The organism is Mycobacterium gordonae (assembly GCF_017086405.1).
Lineage (GTDB): Bacteria > Actinomycetota > Actinomycetes > Mycobacteriales > Mycobacteriaceae > Mycobacterium > Mycobacterium gordonae_D.
Genome location: NZ_CP070973.1, coordinates 3417294 through 3434781 on the forward strand (window position 1 = coordinate 3417294; position 17488 = coordinate 3434781).

Here is a 17488-nt window from a genome sequence, read left to right on the forward strand (position 1 = left end):
AATGGCTCCTGATTTCGCGCCCGGCTGGGCCACTCAGGCGATCGCCTGCCCCGCGTAGACGACGGCAGCCCCCACCGCCAACGCCCCCAGAATCCGCCGCAGTGCGCGTTCGGGCACGTGCGGCGCGACGGCGGCGCCTAGGTAACCGCCGATGAGTCCGCCCATTCCGGCAGCGATGCCGACCAACCAATTGGGTGCGATGTCGAGGTCGGGGCGGGTGACGGCCAGGACGATGTAGGTCGCCGTGCCGGCCACCGAGGTGATGAGCGTCGAGGTCAGCGCGGCCGGCGCGACGGTCGCGACAGGTAGACCACGACCGATCAGGATGGGGCTGAGCAGCGACCCGCCGCCGATGCCGTAGACGCCACCGACGACCCCAACGCTCAGGGCCAGCAAGCCGATTGACCGTGCTGACGGTTGCTCGCCCACCGCTCGAACGGGTGCGCCGCTCCGAAGGCATAGCCAAACGCCCAGGGGAAGAAGGAATCCCGCAACCGCGATGCGAAACACCTGTGGTCCGGGGAGCACGAAGACACGTACCAGTGCGCCGAGTACCACACCCGGCACCGTGCCGGCGATCAACAGGGCACTGAGCGGGTTGCGCAACGCTACCCGGTAGCGCACCAGCGCGCCGGGAATCGCCACGATGTTGAACAGCAGATTGGTGGGAGTGACAGCGGGACTGGGAATCTGGAGGGCACTGAACTGAATGGGCAGCAGAAAGACCGCGCCCGACACCCCCACCGGAGTGGTGACCGTAGCGACGACAAGGCCGGCGGCGAAGCTGAGCATCACCGTCTGAAGCGTGGTCATCACCGCACTATCGGTCAGTCGGGTTTCCCTGACCACCGTTTAATTCACCCGACCGAAACCCTGCCGGCCCCGGTGTGTGCAGAATAACCACGTGACGCGGGTCGGTCTGAGGGGCAGATGACATGCACGGGTTCGGCTTCGCCACGCTGGCGGTGGTGACCGCGATCGGGTTCGCCGGCCCGTTGCTGGCGGCCATACCCCGGCTACGGATTCCGGTGGTGGTCGGTGAGTTGTTCGCGGGGCTCGTCGTCGGAAACTCGGGTTTCCGCGTCATCGATGTGGACAACACGACGCTGCAGTTCCTCGCCAATATCGGTTTCGCGCTGGTGATGTTCGTGGTCGGTACCCAGGTTCCGGTGCGTGGCCTGCAGTTGCGCTCGGCGCTGCCACTGGCCGGTGCCCGCGCGGCGCTGGTGGGTGCGGTCGCGTCGGCTCTGGGTTTCGCTCTCGCCTTCGAATTCCACCGCGAACATGCGGCGCTGTATGCGGTGTTGATGTCCTCGTCGTCAGCTGCGCTGGCATTACCGGTGATTCAATCGCTGCGGTTGCGGGGATCCGCGGTGCTTCTGGTGACCGCTCAGATCGCGGTCGCCGATTGTGCCTGCATTCTGCTGCTGCCGTTGGCGATTGAGCCGAGTCGAGCGATGGCGGCGGCGCTCAGCGCACTCTCGATCGCGGGCGGCGCGTTGGTGATCTTCATCTTTCTCCGCGAACTGGATCGCCGGGGCACGCTGCGACGCGTGCACACCCATTCCAAAAAGGACCGGCTCGCACTGGAATTGCGCACCAGCCTGTTGTTGCTCTTCGCTCTTGCAGCAGTCGCGGTCGCGACCCGTGTCTCCATCATGTTGTCCGGCTTCGCCCTGGGTCTTGCGGTCGCGGCCGTCGGCGAACCACGGCGTTTGGCGCGACAATTGTTCGGCATCACCGAGGGGTTCTTCAGCCCCTTGTTCTTCGTGTGGCTGGGTGCCTCGCTACGGGTGGGCGAGCTTGTCGCGCACCCGAAATTCGTTGCGCTTGGAGTCGGGCTCGGGGCGGGGGCGGTGTTGGCTCACTGCGCGGCAAGAGTGTTGGGCCAGCCGCTGACACTTGCGGTGCTTTCGGCCGCGCAACTCGGCGTGCCGGTTGCGGCAGCGACCATCGGCACCGAGCGCCACCTGTTCGCAGCGGGTGAGGCTGCTGCGTTGATCCTCGGGGCCCTGATCACGATCGGCGGCACGTCGATCGCGGGTCGATTGGCCGTTCGCAAGCACGAGGTGACTGGTTAGGGCCATTGGACCTTCCGCTGGCAATGACCTAGGGCCTCCGCGGCCGAGGACTTCGGCACGCGCGGAGGACGACTGAAGCACTGCGCCGCGGTTTCGTTGGGCCCTATTGGCCTGGGTGCGGCAATGGTCAGATTGATTCAGGCTGATCTGGGGAGGCCGCGATGACGAAGTTCTGGGTAGTGGCTACCGAACACTTGACGTGGGGCCGGCGGAACCGGCCGGCGATTTCGACCCGCTGTGTCTACCACGTCACCGACCGTCTGCACGACGGGCGGACGGCCGACGTGCCGGGTCACCAGATCGCGGCGACCGTCGCGGCGTGGCTGGCGGAGTTGGGCGTCGAAAGCCCGCTCGTGGACGACTTGGCGCGGGCGGCGCAGGCGGGCGATTGGCCGGCGGTCCACGCCGTCGGCGAGAACCTCTCCGTCGAGGTCGCGCTTTCCGCCGCTTGAGCACCAGAGGCATAAAGTCCCGCCGAATAAGGACGCCATGCCCTCGTATCGGCGTATTGATCAGGCTTGGGTTGAAAACAGGACCTAGGTGGAAAGGAAAGCAAGCGATGAGCTCACGCTTCCCCGATGAAGGCACGATCCGGACAGTTCTCACCCTGGCGTCTCGGGCCCCGTCGGTGCACAACACCCAACCGTGGCGGTGGCGGGTCGGCATGTCCAGTCTTCATCTGTATTGCGACACCAGCCGGCAACTGCCGCACACCGATCCCGACGGCCGTGACCTGATCCTCAGTTGCGGCGCGGCACTCAATCATTGCGTCATCGCCTTGGCGGCAATCGGGTGGCAGGCCAAGGTGTCCCGGCTGCCCAACCCGGCCGAACCCAGTCACCTCGCCGCCATCGAGTTGATTCCGCAGCCCCCCGATCAGCTCGACATCGCACTTGCTGCGGCGATGCCGCGGCGTCGAACCGACCGGCGACACTACAGCTTCTGGCCGGTCCCTGTCGGGGATGTTGCGTTGATGGCCGCGCGGGCGGCCCGCATGGGGGTTTCGCTCAATCGGGTCGAATCGATGGCGATGTTGAATGCCGTTGTTCTGCAGTCGGTGCGAGCCCACGCGGCAGATCCCGACTATCTCGCCGAACTCAACGCCTGGAGCGGACGGCACGCGTCATCGGCCGGAGTGCCGGCGCGCAACGCGCCGGCACCGGACCCCGCGGCTGCGATACCCAGCCGCCGTTTCGCGGGCGCCGCACTGGCCATGCCCCCCGACGTCTGCGCCGAAGACGACAACGGCGTGGTCCTCGCACTCGGCACCCGCGACGACGACCGGTTGGCGCAGTTGCGAGCCGGTGAGGCCACCAGCGTCGTGTTGCTGACCGCGACGGCGATGGGACTGGCGAGTTGCCCCGTCACCGAGCCGCTGGAGATCGCCGAAACCCGGGACGCGGTCCGTGCGCACGTTTTCGGCAACAACAACTATCCGCAGATGCTGTTCCGAATCGGCTGGGCCCCCATCAATGCCGACCCCTTGCCGGCAACACCGCGGCGTGCGCTCGCCGAGTCGGTGGAGTGGCTGGCAGAGGCGGAAGTCCAGTAGGTGGCGGCGAATCTGTTCTGCCAGTGGTTGACACGCCCCGCCGAAGTGGACGGATGATGGGTCGATGACCGAAAACGGGGGAGAGGGCGGCGTTGCACTCCTGGACGTTGCCGGGTTGCACAGGCTTGTCGAGGTATTGACCGAACGCGGTTATCGGGTGATCGGTCCGACGCTACGTGACAATGCGATCGTGCTCGCCGAACTCCGGTCAGCCGGCGACCTGCCGCGCGGCTGGGGTGTAGAGGTGGGGCCCGGACATTACCGGCTGCGCCGGCGCGACGACGACGCGGCGTTCGGGCACTCGGCCGGCCCGCAGTCCTGGAAGCAGTTCCTCCACCCGCCCCGGCAGCGGATGTGGGCCGGCGCCCGTGACGGCAGCACGGTCAGTGCAGCCGAGGCGCCGCCGCGCCATGCGTTCCTCGGCGTCCGCGGCTGTGACCTCGCCGCCATAGCCACCCTTGACCGGGTCCTGGGTCGCGGCGAATATCCCGATAATTCCTTCGTCTCCAGGCGGCGCGGGATCTTCGTTGTTGCGGTGAACTGCACCGAACCCGGTGGATTGTGCTTCTGCGCTTCGATGGGCACCGGACCGGCGGTGGGGCCGGGCTACGACCTGGCGCTCACGGAGCGCCCCGGCGGCCAGGGCGGGGCCGCCTATGTCGTCGACGTGGGTACCTCGGAGGGTGCCGACGTGCTGGCGGCGCTACCGCACCGAGCGGCAACCGACGACGAATGCGGTTGTGCTCGAGCGGATGTCGCGAACGCCGCGCACCGGATGGGCCGGCAGATGCCTGAGGGCGATCTGCGCAACATGCTGGTCGATGCGCGGGAGTCTCCGCAGTGGGATGAGGTGGCCAGTCGCTGCCTCACATGTGGCAATTGCACCATGGTGTGCCCGACCTGTTTCTGTACCAGCACCGAAGACGTCACCGACCTGACCGGCGACCACGCCGAACGGTGGCGGCAGTGGGCGTCCTGCTTCGAGTTCGATTTCACCTTCATTCACGGCGGGGGTAGCGTCCGCCAATCGGGCGCGTCGCGCTACCGCCATTGGATGACGCACAAGCTGGGTACCTGGCACGACCAGTTCGGTATGTCCGGGTGTGTCGGCTGCGGACGGTGTATCGCCTGGTGTCCCACCGGAATCGACATCACCGCCGAGATGAACAAGATTGCCGGCGATGACTGAGTGGACGACGACGCCGTTGCTCTCGGCAATGGACCCGCTGCCGTACCGCGTCCGTAGTCGGGTTGTGGAAAGCCCGGATTCGGCCACCCTGTGCCTAGAGCCCGTCGGCCGGGCGGTCCGTTCGCCGGAGCCGGGGGAGTTCATGATGCTCTACGCATTCGGCGTTGGCGAAGCGGCGATCTCGATCAGCGGCGACCCGACGGTCAACGACGGATCCATTACGCACACGGTCCGCGCAGTCGGCGCGGTCAGCCGTGCCCTGCACGACGCGCAGCCCGGCACCGTTGTCGGGGTGCGGGGTCCGTTCGGCACCAGCTGGGGACTGGCCGAGGCCGAGGGGCGTGATCTGGTCATGGTCGCCGGAGGGGTTGGTCTGTGTCCGCTGCGCCCGGCCATCCTGGGTGCGTTGGCACACCGCGAGCGCTACGGCAAGGTCATGCTGATTGTCGGCGCCCGTTCGCGAGCCGACTTCGTGTTCGTCGAACAACTCAAGACGTGGGCCGATGATCCCCGGATCGAGTTGCATCTGATCGTCGACGCAGCGACACAGGGTTGGGAGGGGGAAGTCGGGCTGGTGACCGAACCCCTACGTCGGTTGACGCTGGATGCCGAGCGCACCAGCGCCTTTCTCTGCGGGCCGGAGCCGATGATGCGCTTCGGGGCGACCGAGCTGATCGCTAAAGGTGTTGCTGCACGACATATTCGGGTGTCCCTGGAACGCAACATGCAGTGCGGGATCGGCTGGTGTGGTCACTGTCAGCTCGGACCGCTGCTCCTGTGCCGCGACGGGCCTGTCGTCGGCTATGACGTGGCGGAGCCGCTGATGCGGGTGAAGGAGCTGTAGATGAGCCCAGTCAAATTGGCGGTGTGGAAATTCGCGTCCTGCGATGGCTGCCAGCTGACCCTGCTGGATTGCGAGGACGAACTGCTGGCCCTGGCCGATCAAGTCGAGATCGCCAACTTCGCCGAGGCTTCCAGCGCGACAACGGCTGGGCCGTATGACGTTTCGCTGGTCGAGGGCTCGATCACGACACCGCACGACGAGCTTCGCATTCGTGAGATCCGGGACCAGTCAAAGGTGTTGGTCACCATCGGTGCGTGCGCGACGTCGGGGGGAGTCCAGGCCCTGCGTAATTTCGCCGACGTGGCGGAGTTCGCCTCGGTGGTGTACGCCAAACCGGAATACATCGACACGCTGGCGACTTCCACGCCCGCGTCCGCCCACGTCAAGGTCGACTATCAGCTGCAGGGCTGCCCGATTGACCGCGGTCAGCTCTTGGACACTCTGGCGGCCCTGCTGGTCGGACGCAAGCCGAGGTTGCCGGCGAAGACGGTGTGCACGGAGTGCAAGCTGCGCGGCGTGACCTGCGTCTTAGTGGCCGAGGGCATACCCTGCCTGGGCCCGGTCACCCACGCCGGCTGCGGGGCGTTGTGTCCCCGACATCATCGCGGCTGCTTCGGCTGCTTCGGTCCCTCTGCCGCACCGAGAACCGCGACGCTGATTCCGCTGCTGCGTCGCGACGGTCTATCGGACACGGACGTGGACCGCGTGTTCTCGACATTCAACGTCGCACGATTCGCCGCGGAACGGAGCCAGCAGTGACCGCGGCTGACCGCACCCTGCGGGTGGGAACACTGACTCGCGTAGAAGGTGAAGGGGCGCTGAACGTCACTCTCAAGGACGGCGCCCTGGAATCCGTCGAACTCAATATCTACGAGCCGCCACGATTTTTCGAGGCATTCCTGCGGGGCCGAGCGCACAGTGAGCCACCGGATCTCACGGCGCGCATCTGCGGCATCTGTCCGGTGGCCTACCAGCTCAGCGCCTGCAATGCGATCGAAGACGCCTGCGGCGTCGAGATAGACGAGGAGATCGTCGCGTTGCGGCGGTTGCTGTACTGCGGTGAGTGGATCCACAGCCACGTGCTGCACATCTACCTTTTGCACGCCCCGGACTTTCTCGGCTATCCCGACATCGTCAGCATGGCCCGCGACCACCGCGCCGTGGTCGAACGCGGGCTGGAACTGAAGAAGGCGGGAAACCACCTGATGGAGTTCGTCGGCGGCCGGGCGATCCATCCGATCAACCTACGCCTCGGTGGGTTCTATTCGGTGCCGACTCGTGTCGAACTCGAACCCATCGCGGCGGAATTGCGCAGGGCGCTCGACCATGCCCTGGCCACCGTCGAGTGGGTATCCGGTTTCGATTTTCCCGACCTGGAACTGGACCATGAGATGTTGGCGCTCACCGCATCCGGTCAGTACGCGATCGAAAACGGCACTATCGCAAGAAGTCCCGGAAAGCCGTTCCCGATAGCCGACTTCATGCAGCACGTCGTCGAGTCCCAGGTGCCGCACTCCACCGCGCTGCACGCGACGCTCGATGGCGGTCGCTACGTGACCGGTCCGCTGGCACGGTATTCGCTGAACTCGTCGGCGTTGTCACCGGTCGCCGCGCAGGCGGCCCGCCGGGCCGGACTGTCAGCGCAGTGTCAAAACCCTTTCCGCAGCATCGTCGTCCGGGCCGTCGAGGTGGTCTACGCGATTGACGAGGCGCTGCGTCTGATTGACCAGTACCAGCGCCCCGCCCGCCCGTTCGTCGACGTGCCCGCCCGCGCCGGGGTCGGGCACGGGGTCAGCGAAGCTCCCCGCGGCCTGCTTTATCACCGGTACCGCATCAGCGAGGACGGGCGGGTGGCCGGCGCCACGATCATCCCGCCCACCTCACAGAACCAGGCGGCCATCGAAGCGGACCTCAGCCGGGTGATCACCGACAACCTGACCCTCGGAGATGCTGCCCTCACCGCGCTGTGTGAGAGGGTGATTCGCAACTACGACCCCTGCATCTCGTGCTCCACCCACTTCCTGACCGTGACGGTCGAGCACACGTGATCGGCAGAATCGCCGTGATCGGTCTTGGGAATCGCTATAGGCGCGACGACGGGGTCGGCGTCGCTGCCGCCATGGCGCTTGGCGAACTCGCGCTACCCGGGGTCGAGGTGGCAACCGACATCATGGATCCGCTGACGCTGCTCGAGGTTTGGTCGGGTGCTCGGCTGGCCATCCTCGTCGACGCCGCTGTCGCGACGGCCGCTACGGCAGGCCGCATCCGTTGCTGCAACCTCGACCAGGTGCTCAGTGCCCAGGAGCCGCTGAGCTCGCACAGCATCGACATCGGCCGTACCTACGCGCTCGGCCGGGAACTCCATCGAATACCTGCGGCGCTACAGATCTACGCCGTCGACGTGGCCGATACCGGGCATGGAACCGGCCTCAGCGCCCGGGTCGAGTTGGCCCTGCCGGACCTGGTTTCCCGGGTAGCTGCCGAAATAGCAGGCGTGGCAGAGGTTTCGGCCTAGCCTTCGGGGGGATTGAGGTGACGGGTGAACCAGTTCCGCGCCAGCATGGCTACTTGTTCAAGGGTGCCGGGTTCCTCGAACAGGTGGGTGGCGCCGGGGACGATCGCGATCTTGCATTCGGCGGGAATCGCCGCGCGTGCCTGACGGTTGAGCCCCAGCACCGCCTCGTCGCGTCCGCCGACGATCAGCAACGTCGGTGACTGCACATGACGCAGTGACTCGCCCGCCAGATCGGGTCGGCCGCCACGAGACACCACGGCGGCCACCTTGACCCCGGGATGCGCGGCGGCGGTCAATGCCGCTCCGGCGCCCGTGCTGGCCCCGAAGTACCCGACAGGCAGCGAGGCCGTGTCGGGTTGACCGGCAAGCCAGCCGGTGATGCCGACCAACCGGGAGGCCAGCAGCGGAATGTCGAAAACGTTGGCACGGTTCCGTTCCTCTTCGGGTGTCAGCAGGTCGAACAGCACAGTGGCGACACCGGCCTCGTTCAGAACCTGGGCAACGTACTGGTTGCGTGGACTGTGCCTGCTGCTTCCGCTGCCGTGCGCGAACACCACGATGCCCTGCGCGCGCTGGGGGATCGTCAGACGGCCAGCCACCGAGATCCGCCCGACGGTCACCTGAATTTCGTCGTCCCGTAGTGGTGGCTCGTTGAACTGCTTCATGAAGTCGAGTGTCAATCGCGTTCCCGCTCAGGGATATGGCCACAAGTCACTTCACTCACCGACCAAGTTCCCCTCTTGAGCAGCGGCTCCGGTGCGATGCACGACACGACACTTCGCGGCAACATCGTGAACCTTCACTGCCGCGACTCAGAAGTGCCGAACGGCCGGTTACCGACTCGCAAGCCGGTCGGTCGCGACGTAGCGCAGCAACGCGGCGACGCCGTCGGAGGGGGTGAGCCGGTCGTCAGCACAGATGAGAGTGGCGCCCACCGCGATAGCGGTGAAGGGCAGCGCCTCGTCGGCCCTCGCAACCCGCACTACCGGCTCACCGAACTCAGACAGCACGTCGGCGTCGGGGGCCACCGTCGTCAACTCAGCGCCAGTGACGACCGTCGCGTCGCCGAGCTGGCCAACGATCAACGTATCCACATCGCCGTCGCGCAGAGCCGCACATACCGCGGCGATCCCATCAGCCGCCAGACCGGAGCCCCGACCGATTTCGGCGTCGAGACGATCGGCGATGTCGGACATTTCCAGATCGTGGCGGCGGGCGAACTCCGGGGCGGTCAGCCGGAAGATCTCCGCGTAATTGACGTCGCCGCGGTGTCCTTCGGCGTGCAGTTGCGACACGCGTTGCGACACCCGCCTGGGCAGTTCGGCGAGCACATCGGCGCGGGAACGGACTTCGCCGCTCAGGAAAACCACCTCGGGGTCGGCTTCGTCGACCAGATGGGTCAGTTGGTCGGCGATTGCGCGGCAGTTCATCCGGATGGCTTCGGCGGTGGTGTGCTGCAAGTCGCCGTAGCCGTTCCACCCAGCGGTAGCCGGCTTGTGCACCGGGTAGCCGGAGCCGTCGACGGTCGTCGAACTGGTTGTGCGGCCCCGGTAGAGGGTCACATCGGCTCCGGTGTGGTCCACGGCGGCGAACACATATGTCGGACGTCGCATCTCATGTTCAACCAGCGGCAGCACATACGGGTAATCAGACAAGCGAATGACCGGAGCCGGGGGAGGATTGATCAGTTGCTCGTTGATCAATACCTGATCGTGGGTGACGATCACCGCCCGGCCGCGTCGTCCCACGGCCGGCTGATGGTGCAGGACGGCTTCCTGGAGCCTGGCGAGAATGCCCGCGCCGGCGCCCAGATCCGCGAGATGCGCGCGGATGTCCCGCCATTTGGCGTCGAGTTGTCCGGCGGCATCGGCCGCGTCATGGGAGTCGTCGAAATATACTGAGGCAAATGGGCCTGCTGCCTTTGTCAGCCACCTGAAGTGTTCTGAGTGCATGAGATCCCCTTCTGCTAGTGCGGCTGAGCGCTGTGCCCTTTCGCCAACGGTATGAAAGGCCACCCGCCGGTGGCAGGGTCGTAAGCCCTCCGATCGGGGTCTTAAGTCCCTGCCGGCACGGGCTCATAGAGTTCCGCGAGGCGTTCCGCGAACTTGTCGATGACCACCTTGCGGCGAAGCTTCATGCTCGGCGTCAGGTCACCGGCCTCGATCGACAGTTCGCGGTCCAGGATGGCGAATTTCTTGATCTGCTCCCAGCGGTTCAGCTCCGAGTTCAGCGCGTCGATGTAGCCGGCCATCAGCTCGCGAGTCTTCTCATCGCTGGCGATCTCTGCGAAGGACCTGCCGGAAAGACCGTGCTTTTCGGCCCAGTCGGTGATGGCCTCACCGTCCAGGGTGACCAGCGCCACGCAGTACGGCTTGGACTCGCCGATGACGATGAGTTCGCCCGCATACGGGCAGAGACCTTTGAATCTCACCTCGATCGCCGACGGTGCCACATATTTGCCCTGCGAGGTCTTGAACAAATCTTTCTTGCGATCGGTGATGCGCAGGAAACCGTCGGAGTCGATCACGCCGATGTCGCCGGTGCGGAACCACCCGTCCTCATCGAGGGCTTCCGCGGTCGCGTCCGGCAGGTCGTGATACGAGGTCATCACACCCGGGCCGCGGAGCAGGATCTCGCCGTCGCCGGCGATCTTCACCTCGGTCGCCGGGAAGGGCCATCCGACCGTGCCGAATCGGTAAGCGTTGGGGCGGTTGATGAATGAAGCCGCCGCCGTCTCAGTCAGACCGTAGCCTTCCAGCACCACGATGCCGACCGCGTCGAACCACTGGGCGACATTGCGGTCCAGTTTGGCAGCGGCGGAGACGAAGAACCGGATCCGTCCACCGAAGCGCTCCCGGATGGTGGCGAACACCAGCCGATCCGCCAGTCGGTAGGCCACCGAGGATGCCCATGAGGGCTGCTGTCCTGCTCGCCTGGCTTCCGACACCTTCAGTCCGACGGCGATGGCCCAGTCGAAGACCTTCTTCTTCAGCCCGCCCTGCTCGTCGACCATGCTGACGATGCGGGCATGAGCCTTCTCGAAGATGCGCGGTGCGGCGCCCATCACCGTGGGGCGCACGGTCGCGAGATTGTCGACGATCCGCTCGACTCGGCCGTCGATGGCCGTGGGAAAGCCGATCTGCAGCGGCAGCGCCAGCATCACCTTGCCGAACGAGTGCGCCAGCGGCAACCACAGAAAGTTCAGGTCCTCGGGGCCAAGCACATTCAACGCGTCAATGGCCGCCGCGGTGTAGGTCCAGGCCTCGTGAGTCAGCCGCACGCCCTTGGGTCGTCCGGTGGTCCCCGAGGTGTAAATGAGGCTGGCGAGCCTTGTCGGGCCGATTTCCGAGATCCGCTCGTCGACGGCGTCGGGGGAGTCGGCGAGCAATTGCCGGCCGCGCTGTTCGAGTTCGTCGAGGGTCAGCACCCAGTCACCGTCGCCTTCGCCGTCGATGATCACCACCTTGATCACCGCGGGCAGCGCGCCGCGATGTTCGAGCAGCTTGTCGACCTGCGCCTGATTTTCGGCGACCACCACGCGGCTTCCCGAGTTCGCGACGATGTACGCCACGTCGTTGGCGTTGGTGGTCGGATACACGGTGGTGGTGGCGGCTCCCGCACACATCACGGCGAAGTCGACGAGCACCCACTCATAGCGCGTCGAGGAGGCGAGTGCGACGCGATCCTCCGGCACGATTCCCAGGCTGATCAGCCCGGCGGCGATATTCTGCACGCGGTCGCCGACCTGCTGCCAAGTCACGCTCTCCCAGCCGTCGCCACGCGGGTAGCGAAAAGCTTCGGCGTGCGGTGTGGCGGTGACGCGGCTGCGGAACAGGTGCGCCACCGAGGGGGCGCGGTGCTCGATCTTGCTGAGGTCCGGCCTCTCCAATGAGGCTAGTGGTGTGTTCATGGCGCTCATCCGTGCTTTCCCGGCCGAATACCGTCTTTCGACGCTACGACCCGCACACCGGTGACGCGAGTGACTTAAGTCCCTTAGCGGCTGGTCATCCGTCCTCACTCGAACTCCGAAGAGGTGTGTTGTGAGTCAAGGACTTTCGCTAAGTCAGCCGGGTCCTAGGTCCCTACGCGCCGGCTTGGTGGGGTGTTAGCGTGCCGCTATGACGATGCCCTCCAGTAACGAGCGCCGGCGTCCGGGAGCTTCGGTGTGGAGCGCACCGGCCGTCAGCGGTCTGGCCGGCGCCGTTACGCCGTTCATGCACACCGGGCAGTACCTGGCCCAATCCTGGCGCGACTATCTCGGCCAACCGCCGGACGAGCTTCCGATCGCGCGGCCGACCATGGCCCTGGCGGCGCAGGCTTTCCGCGATGAAGTCGTCTTGATGGGGCTGAAGGCCCGTCGTCCGGTGAGTCGACCCGACGTTTTCGACCGCATCACCCGCGAAGTACAGGCCGGGCTCGAGTTTTACGGCGCGCGGGGATGGTTGGACAAGCCGGAAGGGTTCTTCGTCAAACCGCCGCCGGCCTCGGACGTCACCGTCCGAAAAGTGAAGGGCCGCCGGCGTTCGCTCTTTCGTATCTTCTTCGCCAGTGGCTATACGCCGCACCCGGGCGAGCCCGGCCTCCAGCGGTGGCAGGGGTATACCGCAAACGATCGTGAGTACGCACTCCTGCTACGCCACGAACAACCACGACCCTGGCTGGTGTGTGTGCACGGGACCGAGATGGGCCGCGCCGCACTCGATCTGGCCATATTTCGGGCCTGGAAGTTGCACGACGAGCTTGGCCTCAATGTCGTGCTGCCCGTTCTGCCGATGCACGGTCCCCGGGCGCGCGGCTTGCCCAAGGGTGCCGTGTTCCCGGGCGAGGACGTGCTCGACGACGTCCACGCGACGGCTCAGGCCGTATGGGATATCCGTCGCCTCTTGTCCTGGATTCGAGTGCAGGAGCCCGATTCGCGGATCGGTCTGAACAGTCTGTCGCTGGGCGGATACATAGCCTCATTGGTTGCCAGCCTGGAAGACGGTCTCACCTGCGCGATACTCGGCGTCCCGGTCGCCGACCTTGTCGACGTGCTGGGCCGGCACTCGGGTCTCAGTCACGATGATCCCCGTCGGCACACGATGGAGCTTGCTGAACCCATCGGCCGGATGGTGTCGCCGCTGTCACTGACCCCGCGGGTGCCGATGCAGGGCCGTTTCATCTACGCCGGGGTCGCCGACCGCCTCGTGCATCCGCGCGAGCAGGTGAATCGGCTCTGGAGGCATTGGGGTAAGCCCGAAATCGTATGGTACCCGGGCGGTCACACTGGGTTCTTCCGCTCCCAGCCCGTGCAGCTGTTCGTGTGGCAGGCGCTGGAGCAGTCGGGTCTGCTGGACGGACCCGCGAAGCTGCGTGCCCGACCCGCCTAGCTCCCGGGGCCGAGATGCGCATGCTCAGCCCGCTGGACGCCGCGATGATGACCGCGGAATTGCTGTCCAGCCCCATGCACGTCGGCGTCGTGCTGATCTTGTCGCCACCGCCGGACGCCGGTCCCGATTACCTCGACGGCGTTCATGCGTCGGCGCTGGTGGGCGACCGACCAATCGACGGGCGCCTTCGCAGCTTTCCGCACCGCGGTGTTGAAACCGGGGGCATGTGGGTGTGGCGGGAGCCGGACGCTGTCGAGCTGAACCGCCATTGCCAACGTCGGACGGTGTCTGCGGGCACCGCTGGACTGTGGGAGTTGATCGGACAATTGGACGCGGAGCGGCTAGACCGGTCACGTCCGATGTGGATGTCGTATCTGATCGACGGGCTCGAGGGGGGCCGGTTCGCCTTCTATGTCAAGGTGCATCACACCGTGATCGACGGGGTGGCGGGGTTGCGAATGATCGCCGACGCGTTGAGCGCGGACCCGACGGAACGCTCGATGCCGCCGTTCTATGCCGACCGGGGCACGCAATCGCCGCGGGCGGATGCATCGGGCGAAGCGGTGGCTGCTCTGACGGCACCGCTGCGGTGGGTGGCCGCGTCGATCACGTCCGGCATCAGGTTGATCGAGCGGGTGCTGACAGGGGAATGGGCGACCGTTGCGGGCAGTCTGATCGGGCACGTCACCGCGCTGCCGTTCGGCGCTCCCTACACCCGCTTCAACGGTCGCGCCGGAGCCACGCGTGCGGTCAGTGCGGGCAGTTGGCCACGGAGTCGCATCCAAGCCATCCAGGAGGTGACCGGGGTCAGTGCCAACGAGGTGATCACCGCGGTGCTGTCCGGCGCTGTACGGCAATGGCTCTGCGATCACGGTGAGCTGCCCGAGCGGTCCCTGGTTGCCGCTTGCCCCATCACGGTGCGGAGCCGCGAAGGTAGTTTGACAAGAGAAAAGCCCGGCAACATGTTCGGCCTGTGGCTGTGTCCGCTCGGCACCAATCTGGACGATCCGGTCGCCCGACTGCGGCTTATTCACCGCTCAATGGCGGCGGGAAAACGTTGGGTGGCCAAACGGGGATCGGCGGCCTCACTGTTGACCAGCGCGGGAAGCATTGCCGCGACGGTGATTCCCCCGCTGTTGCCGATACCGCAGCAGACCCGCACCGGATACAACCTGCCGATCTCACAGGTGCCCGGGCCGCGTACCGAGATGTACTTCAACGGCGCCCACGTCGACGAGATATATCCGGTATCGACGGTATTTGACGGTCAGGCGGTCAACGTGACAACGTGCTCCTACGCCGACCGGGTCGGATTCGGTTTCGTCGCAGGTGCTGACGTGATACCCGACATCGAGACGTTTCTACCGCTGACGGAGGCGTGTCTGGCCGAACTCGAAGCCGCCGTGGCCAGCCGGCGCGGGTGAGTTTTCTCAGGCACGCTCGATCCTTCACCACGAAACCATCGTCCGGTCGCAGGGGGTGGACTTTCAGGCCGGAAATCCTCAACGCAGTTCCGGCGCAGGCAGATAACGTTCCTCGACGGCGCGGATGAGCTTGTAGCGGATCCGTTCCAGGTCTGCGGTGCGGTGTGCTTCGAGCTCGTCTTCCCACGCCGCCACGCCGGGCTCGTCAATCGCCGCGAGTGCTTCCGGTGCCAGCCGTCCTGCCGATGTCGGCGTGCCGTCCAGATCCAGCGCGACCGCCTTGCAGAAGGTCACGTCCGGCGGCCTGACGATCGGGAGCCGGACGCGGACACCCGCCGAGCCCTCTTCGTCCGCGGCCGCCGCCGCGCCAGGGCACGGGCGAGCAGCCGTGCGACTCCGAGCTCGATGCCGCCGGCAATGACGTCTGCATCTGGAGTCCCGTCATTGTCGGCGGTGATGCCCAGTACCAATTCGTCGGCATAGCGCAACGTGCTGACGACGGTACTGAGGTGGGCCGGGGTGGCTGGCACCGGCAACAGCACTTCCACCGGGCGACCCAGCACCTGCAGACGCTGGCGCGGTCCCGGCACGTACGCGGCGAGGGTCACGATGCTGCGCTGAGACAGCCGCATCAGCAGCCGAATGCTCCACGCACTCAACATGAACGGCAGGTGATCGGTCAGGCCCTCCGCGGTGTGTAAGGCGCCGTTGTCGTCGGGTCGACTCTGCCTGGCGTGGACAAGACGCAAGCGTTTTACGGGATCCTTCTGCTCAATCGGCAGGTAGGGCAGCCTCGCGGAGGCGCGAATGTCGATGCGGTCCAAAGGTTCTGGTGAACCCACGGAGACCGGGATCAGGGTGCGCAGCGATTTGCGCCGCGGCTGCCGGCCGTGGCGCAGCAGTACCGCGCGAAAGCTGTCGGTGATAGCGGCAAGCGTGACGTCATTTCGGGTGACACCGAACACCTCACATACCGTGTCCACATCCTTCAGTGGTACCCGTACCGCACTGTAACCACGCGTCTCGGCCGCCGGCTGCTGCCGCTGCGCACCTACCGCTGGATTGAGCAACCCAGAAACGAACTGCCCTGCCTCCTTTGCAGTTTGACCGGCCATCCCGGTACCGACCAGCGACGTGCGCCAGACATCTCTAATCCAGGTCAGCGGGTTGCCCTTGCGGACCTGGGATTCGGAGGTCAGTGCCGGCTCGGCGGTCGGAACCTCGGCTGCGCCGCCCGCGTCGGCGATACGCGTCAATATCCGCGTCGCGGCGACCTCGTCGGCCAGGCAATGGTGAATCTTCAGCAGCGCCCCCCACCGCCGTTCCGGAAGGCCGTCGATGATCCAGCACTCCCATAACGGATGGCCGCGATCGAGGCGGCGCTCCATGAGGTCTGCGACCGTTCGAAATAGCGCGGCTTCATCGGCAGGCTGCGGCACCACCGCCCAGCGCACATGGTGGGTGATGTCAAAGTTGTTGTCGATCAGCAATTCCGGTGCCGCGACGTGTAGCGGGTGCTGGTGCACCAGCTTGGTCAGCCGAGGTATACCGCCCAGGCGGTCCGACAGCGTGGCGACGAGTTCGTCGCGCCCGGGGCTGGGACCGTCGATGACGGCCAGCACCCCGATCGCCATACTCAGGCGCCGGTCGGCGTCTTCCGCTTCGAGGAAACTCGCTTCCAGCGTTGACAGGTGATCCATCTGCGCACACCTCCACGTCCGCTCACCGGCACCACTATCCGTGCCCCAGTGCACGCTCGGTAGTGCCGTTGGTCCCGAACGACTGTGCCGGCCGAACTCGGAGCCTTTCGGCGGACCCGGGGAGGACCAATGACCCTCGTGGACCATCTGCCGACGCCGCAAACTGAATTCATGACCAGGATCAGGCGCATCGCGGAGGCGACCGCGTTGCTTGGCGCGCTGTACTGTGCCCGTCGCTACTACCGCAACTGGGGCACCACGAAAGCGGAGACTCAGATGCCGTTACCCGGTGATGCCCTGGTCGCGGACCCGGTGATCCAGGTGACGGAAGCCGTCTACATCGACGCTCCGGCTGCCGCGGTCTGGCCGCAACTGCAGACGAATCCGTTCGGCTTCGCCGATGACGGCGGTCGAGCACAGCCACCGGGACGGCCGCTCGCGGCGGGCGACGAGCTCCGCCTGGCGCCTGTGGGGTGGATGGGCCTGGCCGACGGGGTGACCATGACGGTCGACGAAGTAGCACCAGAGCAGTACGTGGTCTTCAAAGCCAACCAAACCCACCCGACGTGGAACGCCGTGCTGTCCTTCCACGTGCAGCCGCAATGGGAAGACCGGGTGCGGCTGCTCGCTCGCGCCAGGATCGCGCTACGCCACCCGGGCGAGATCGTCGCGATGGAACTGGCCAGGCCCGTGATTGCCCTGGGCACCAGGGGATGGTTACTCGGCACCAAGCACCGCGCCGAACGTGCGCCATCAGCGCACCTCAGTCAGGCTAGTACGAACTCCGAAAAGGCTTGAACGGCAACGTGATTCT

16 protein-coding genes and 1 pseudogene are annotated in these 17488 nt (G+C 66.0%); 11 read left to right on the forward strand and 6 right to left on the reverse strand.

Annotated features, from left to right (window positions below):
* Window positions 1-33 precede the first annotated feature (33 nt).
* Complete coding sequence (locus JX552_RS14495; protein WP_205878027.1) at window positions 34-813, reverse strand: sulfite exporter TauE/SafE family protein; 780 nt, start codon at window positions 811-813, stop codon at window positions 34-36.
* A gap of 122 nt (window positions 814-935) precedes the next feature.
* On the opposite strand from JX552_RS14495, the gene JX552_RS14500 reads away from it, so the two are divergent.
* The 8 genes from JX552_RS14500 (at window position 936) to JX552_RS14535 (ending at window position 8181) form a co-directional block, all read left to right on the forward strand.
* Window positions 936-2081, forward strand: coding sequence for a cation:proton antiporter (locus JX552_RS14500; RefSeq protein WP_205878028.1), 1146 nt, complete (start codon window positions 936-938; stop codon window positions 2079-2081).
* Window positions 2082-2242: 161 nt separating this feature from the next.
* Window positions 2243-2533 carry a hypothetical protein gene (locus JX552_RS14505; RefSeq protein ID WP_241011046.1) on the forward strand — a complete coding sequence of 97 codons (291 nt, stop codon included), beginning with the start codon at window positions 2243-2245 and terminating at the stop codon, window positions 2531-2533.
* 107 nt (window positions 2534-2640) lie between these two features.
* Window positions 2641-3633, forward strand: a complete 993-nt coding sequence (locus JX552_RS14510) for an Acg family FMN-binding oxidoreductase (RefSeq protein WP_205878029.1) — start codon at window positions 2641-2643, stop codon at window positions 3631-3633.
* A 64-nt stretch (window positions 3634-3697) separates the two neighbouring features.
* Window positions 3698-4822, forward strand: coding sequence for a 4Fe-4S dicluster domain-containing protein (locus JX552_RS14515; RefSeq protein ID WP_205878030.1), 1125 nt, complete (start codon window positions 3698-3700; stop codon window positions 4820-4822).
* On the forward strand, window positions 4815-5666 hold the full coding sequence (locus tag JX552_RS14520) for an FAD/NAD(P)-binding protein (RefSeq protein ID WP_431195952.1): 852 nt from the start codon (window positions 4815-4817) through the stop codon (window positions 5664-5666). Before JX552_RS14515 ends, JX552_RS14520 begins: the two co-directional genes overlap by 8 nt.
* Window positions 5667-6425, forward strand: a complete 759-nt coding sequence (locus tag JX552_RS14525) for an NADH-quinone oxidoreductase subunit B family protein (protein ID WP_205878031.1) — start codon at window positions 5667-5669, stop codon at window positions 6423-6425.
* Entirely contained in the window at window positions 6422-7714 is a 1293-nt protein-coding gene (locus JX552_RS14530; RefSeq protein WP_205878032.1) for a Ni/Fe hydrogenase subunit alpha, read from the forward strand. The genes JX552_RS14525 and JX552_RS14530 overlap by 4 nt, the downstream gene beginning before the upstream one ends.
* A complete protein-coding gene (locus JX552_RS14535; protein ID WP_205878033.1) occupies window positions 7711-8181 on the forward strand; it encodes a hydrogenase maturation protease in 471 nt (156 codons plus the stop codon). Before JX552_RS14530 ends, JX552_RS14535 begins: the two co-directional genes overlap by 4 nt.
* On the opposite strand, the pseudogene JX552_RS14540 reads toward JX552_RS14535, so the two are convergent.
* The 3 genes and pseudogenes from JX552_RS14540 to JX552_RS14550 all read right to left on the reverse strand — a co-directional run.
* Window positions 8178-8831: pseudogene (locus tag JX552_RS14540) on the reverse strand (dienelactone hydrolase family protein); the annotation flags it as partial. The gene JX552_RS14535 and the pseudogene JX552_RS14540 sit on opposite strands and share 4 nt — an antisense overlap.
* A gap of 183 nt (window positions 8832-9014) precedes the next feature.
* Entirely contained in the window at window positions 9015-10133 is a 1119-nt protein-coding gene (locus JX552_RS14545; protein WP_205878035.1) for an Rv2629 family ribosome hibernation factor, read from the reverse strand.
* A 101-nt stretch (window positions 10134-10234) separates the two neighbouring features.
* Complete coding sequence (locus JX552_RS14550) at window positions 10235-12091, reverse strand: AMP-dependent synthetase/ligase (RefSeq protein ID WP_431195953.1); 1857 nt, start codon at window positions 12089-12091, stop codon at window positions 10235-10237.
* A 304-nt stretch (window positions 12092-12395) separates the two neighbouring features.
* Here JX552_RS14550 and JX552_RS14555 point away from each other — a divergent pair, with 304 nt between their 5' ends.
* Both JX552_RS14555 and JX552_RS14560 read left to right on the forward strand, forming a co-directional pair.
* Window positions 12396-13550, forward strand: a complete 1155-nt coding sequence (locus JX552_RS14555) for an alpha/beta hydrolase family protein (protein WP_205878448.1) — start codon at window positions 12396-12398, stop codon at window positions 13548-13550.
* A 14-nt stretch (window positions 13551-13564) separates the two neighbouring features.
* Window positions 13565-14974 (forward strand): wax ester/triacylglycerol synthase family O-acyltransferase, encoded by a 1410-nt coding sequence (locus JX552_RS14560; RefSeq protein WP_205878037.1) that lies wholly within the window; start codon window positions 13565-13567, stop codon window positions 14972-14974.
* A gap of 78 nt (window positions 14975-15052) precedes the next feature.
* Here the strand turns inward: JX552_RS14560 and JX552_RS14565 are convergent, their stop codons facing one another.
* Window positions 15053-15268, reverse strand: a complete 216-nt coding sequence (locus JX552_RS14565) for a hypothetical protein (protein WP_205878038.1) — start codon at window positions 15266-15268, stop codon at window positions 15053-15055.
* Window positions 15265-16674 (reverse strand): wax ester/triacylglycerol synthase domain-containing protein, encoded by a 1410-nt coding sequence (locus JX552_RS14570; protein WP_205878039.1) that lies wholly within the window; start codon window positions 16672-16674, stop codon window positions 15265-15267. The genes JX552_RS14565 and JX552_RS14570 overlap by 4 nt, the downstream gene beginning before the upstream one ends.
* Window positions 16675-16845: 171 nt before the next feature.
* On the opposite strand from JX552_RS14570, the gene JX552_RS14575 reads away from it, so the two are divergent.
* Window positions 16846-17472: an SRPBCC family protein gene (locus tag JX552_RS14575; protein WP_205878040.1), complete on the forward strand. Its 627-nt coding sequence runs from the start codon at window positions 16846-16848 to the stop codon at window positions 17470-17472.
* Window positions 17473-17488: the final 16 nt, after the last annotated feature.

Bases quoted from the DNA above. Each gene is read 5' to 3' on its own strand.
- JX552_RS14495 (WP_205878027.1), bottom strand. From the start codon at position 813: ATGACCACGCTTCAGACGGTGATGCTCAGCTTCGCCGCCGGCCTTGTC.
- JX552_RS14500 (WP_205878028.1), top strand. From the start codon at position 936: ATGCACGGGTTCGGCTTCGCCACGCTGGCGGTGGTGACCGCGATCGGG.
- JX552_RS14505 (WP_241011046.1), top strand. From the start codon at position 2,243: ATGACGAAGTTCTGGGTAGTGGCTACCGAACACTTGACGTGGGGCCGG.
- JX552_RS14510 (WP_205878029.1), top strand. From the start codon at position 2,641: ATGAGCTCACGCTTCCCCGATGAAGGCACGATCCGGACAGTTCTCACC.
- JX552_RS14515 (WP_205878030.1), top strand. From the start codon at position 3,698: ATGACCGAAAACGGGGGAGAGGGCGGCGTTGCACTCCTGGACGTTGCC.
- JX552_RS14520 (WP_431195952.1), top strand. From the start codon at position 4,815: ATGACTGAGTGGACGACGACGCCGTTGCTCTCGGCAATGGACCCGCTG.
- JX552_RS14525 (WP_205878031.1), top strand. From the start codon at position 5,667: ATGAGCCCAGTCAAATTGGCGGTGTGGAAATTCGCGTCCTGCGATGGC.
- JX552_RS14545 (WP_205878035.1), bottom strand. From the start codon at position 10,133: ATGCACTCAGAACACTTCAGGTGGCTGACAAAGGCAGCAGGCCCATTT.
- JX552_RS14550 (WP_431195953.1), bottom strand. From the start codon at position 12,091: ATGAACACACCACTAGCCTCATTGGAGAGGCCGGACCTCAGCAAGATC.
- JX552_RS14555 (WP_205878448.1), top strand. From the start codon at position 12,396: ATGCACACCGGGCAGTACCTGGCCCAATCCTGGCGCGACTATCTCGGC.
- JX552_RS14560 (WP_205878037.1), top strand. From the start codon at position 13,565: ATGCGCATGCTCAGCCCGCTGGACGCCGCGATGATGACCGCGGAATTG.
- JX552_RS14570 (WP_205878039.1), bottom strand. From the start codon at position 16,674: ATGGATCACCTGTCAACGCTGGAAGCGAGTTTCCTCGAAGCGGAAGAC.
- JX552_RS14575 (WP_205878040.1), top strand. From the start codon at position 16,846: ATGACCAGGATCAGGCGCATCGCGGAGGCGACCGCGTTGCTTGGCGCG.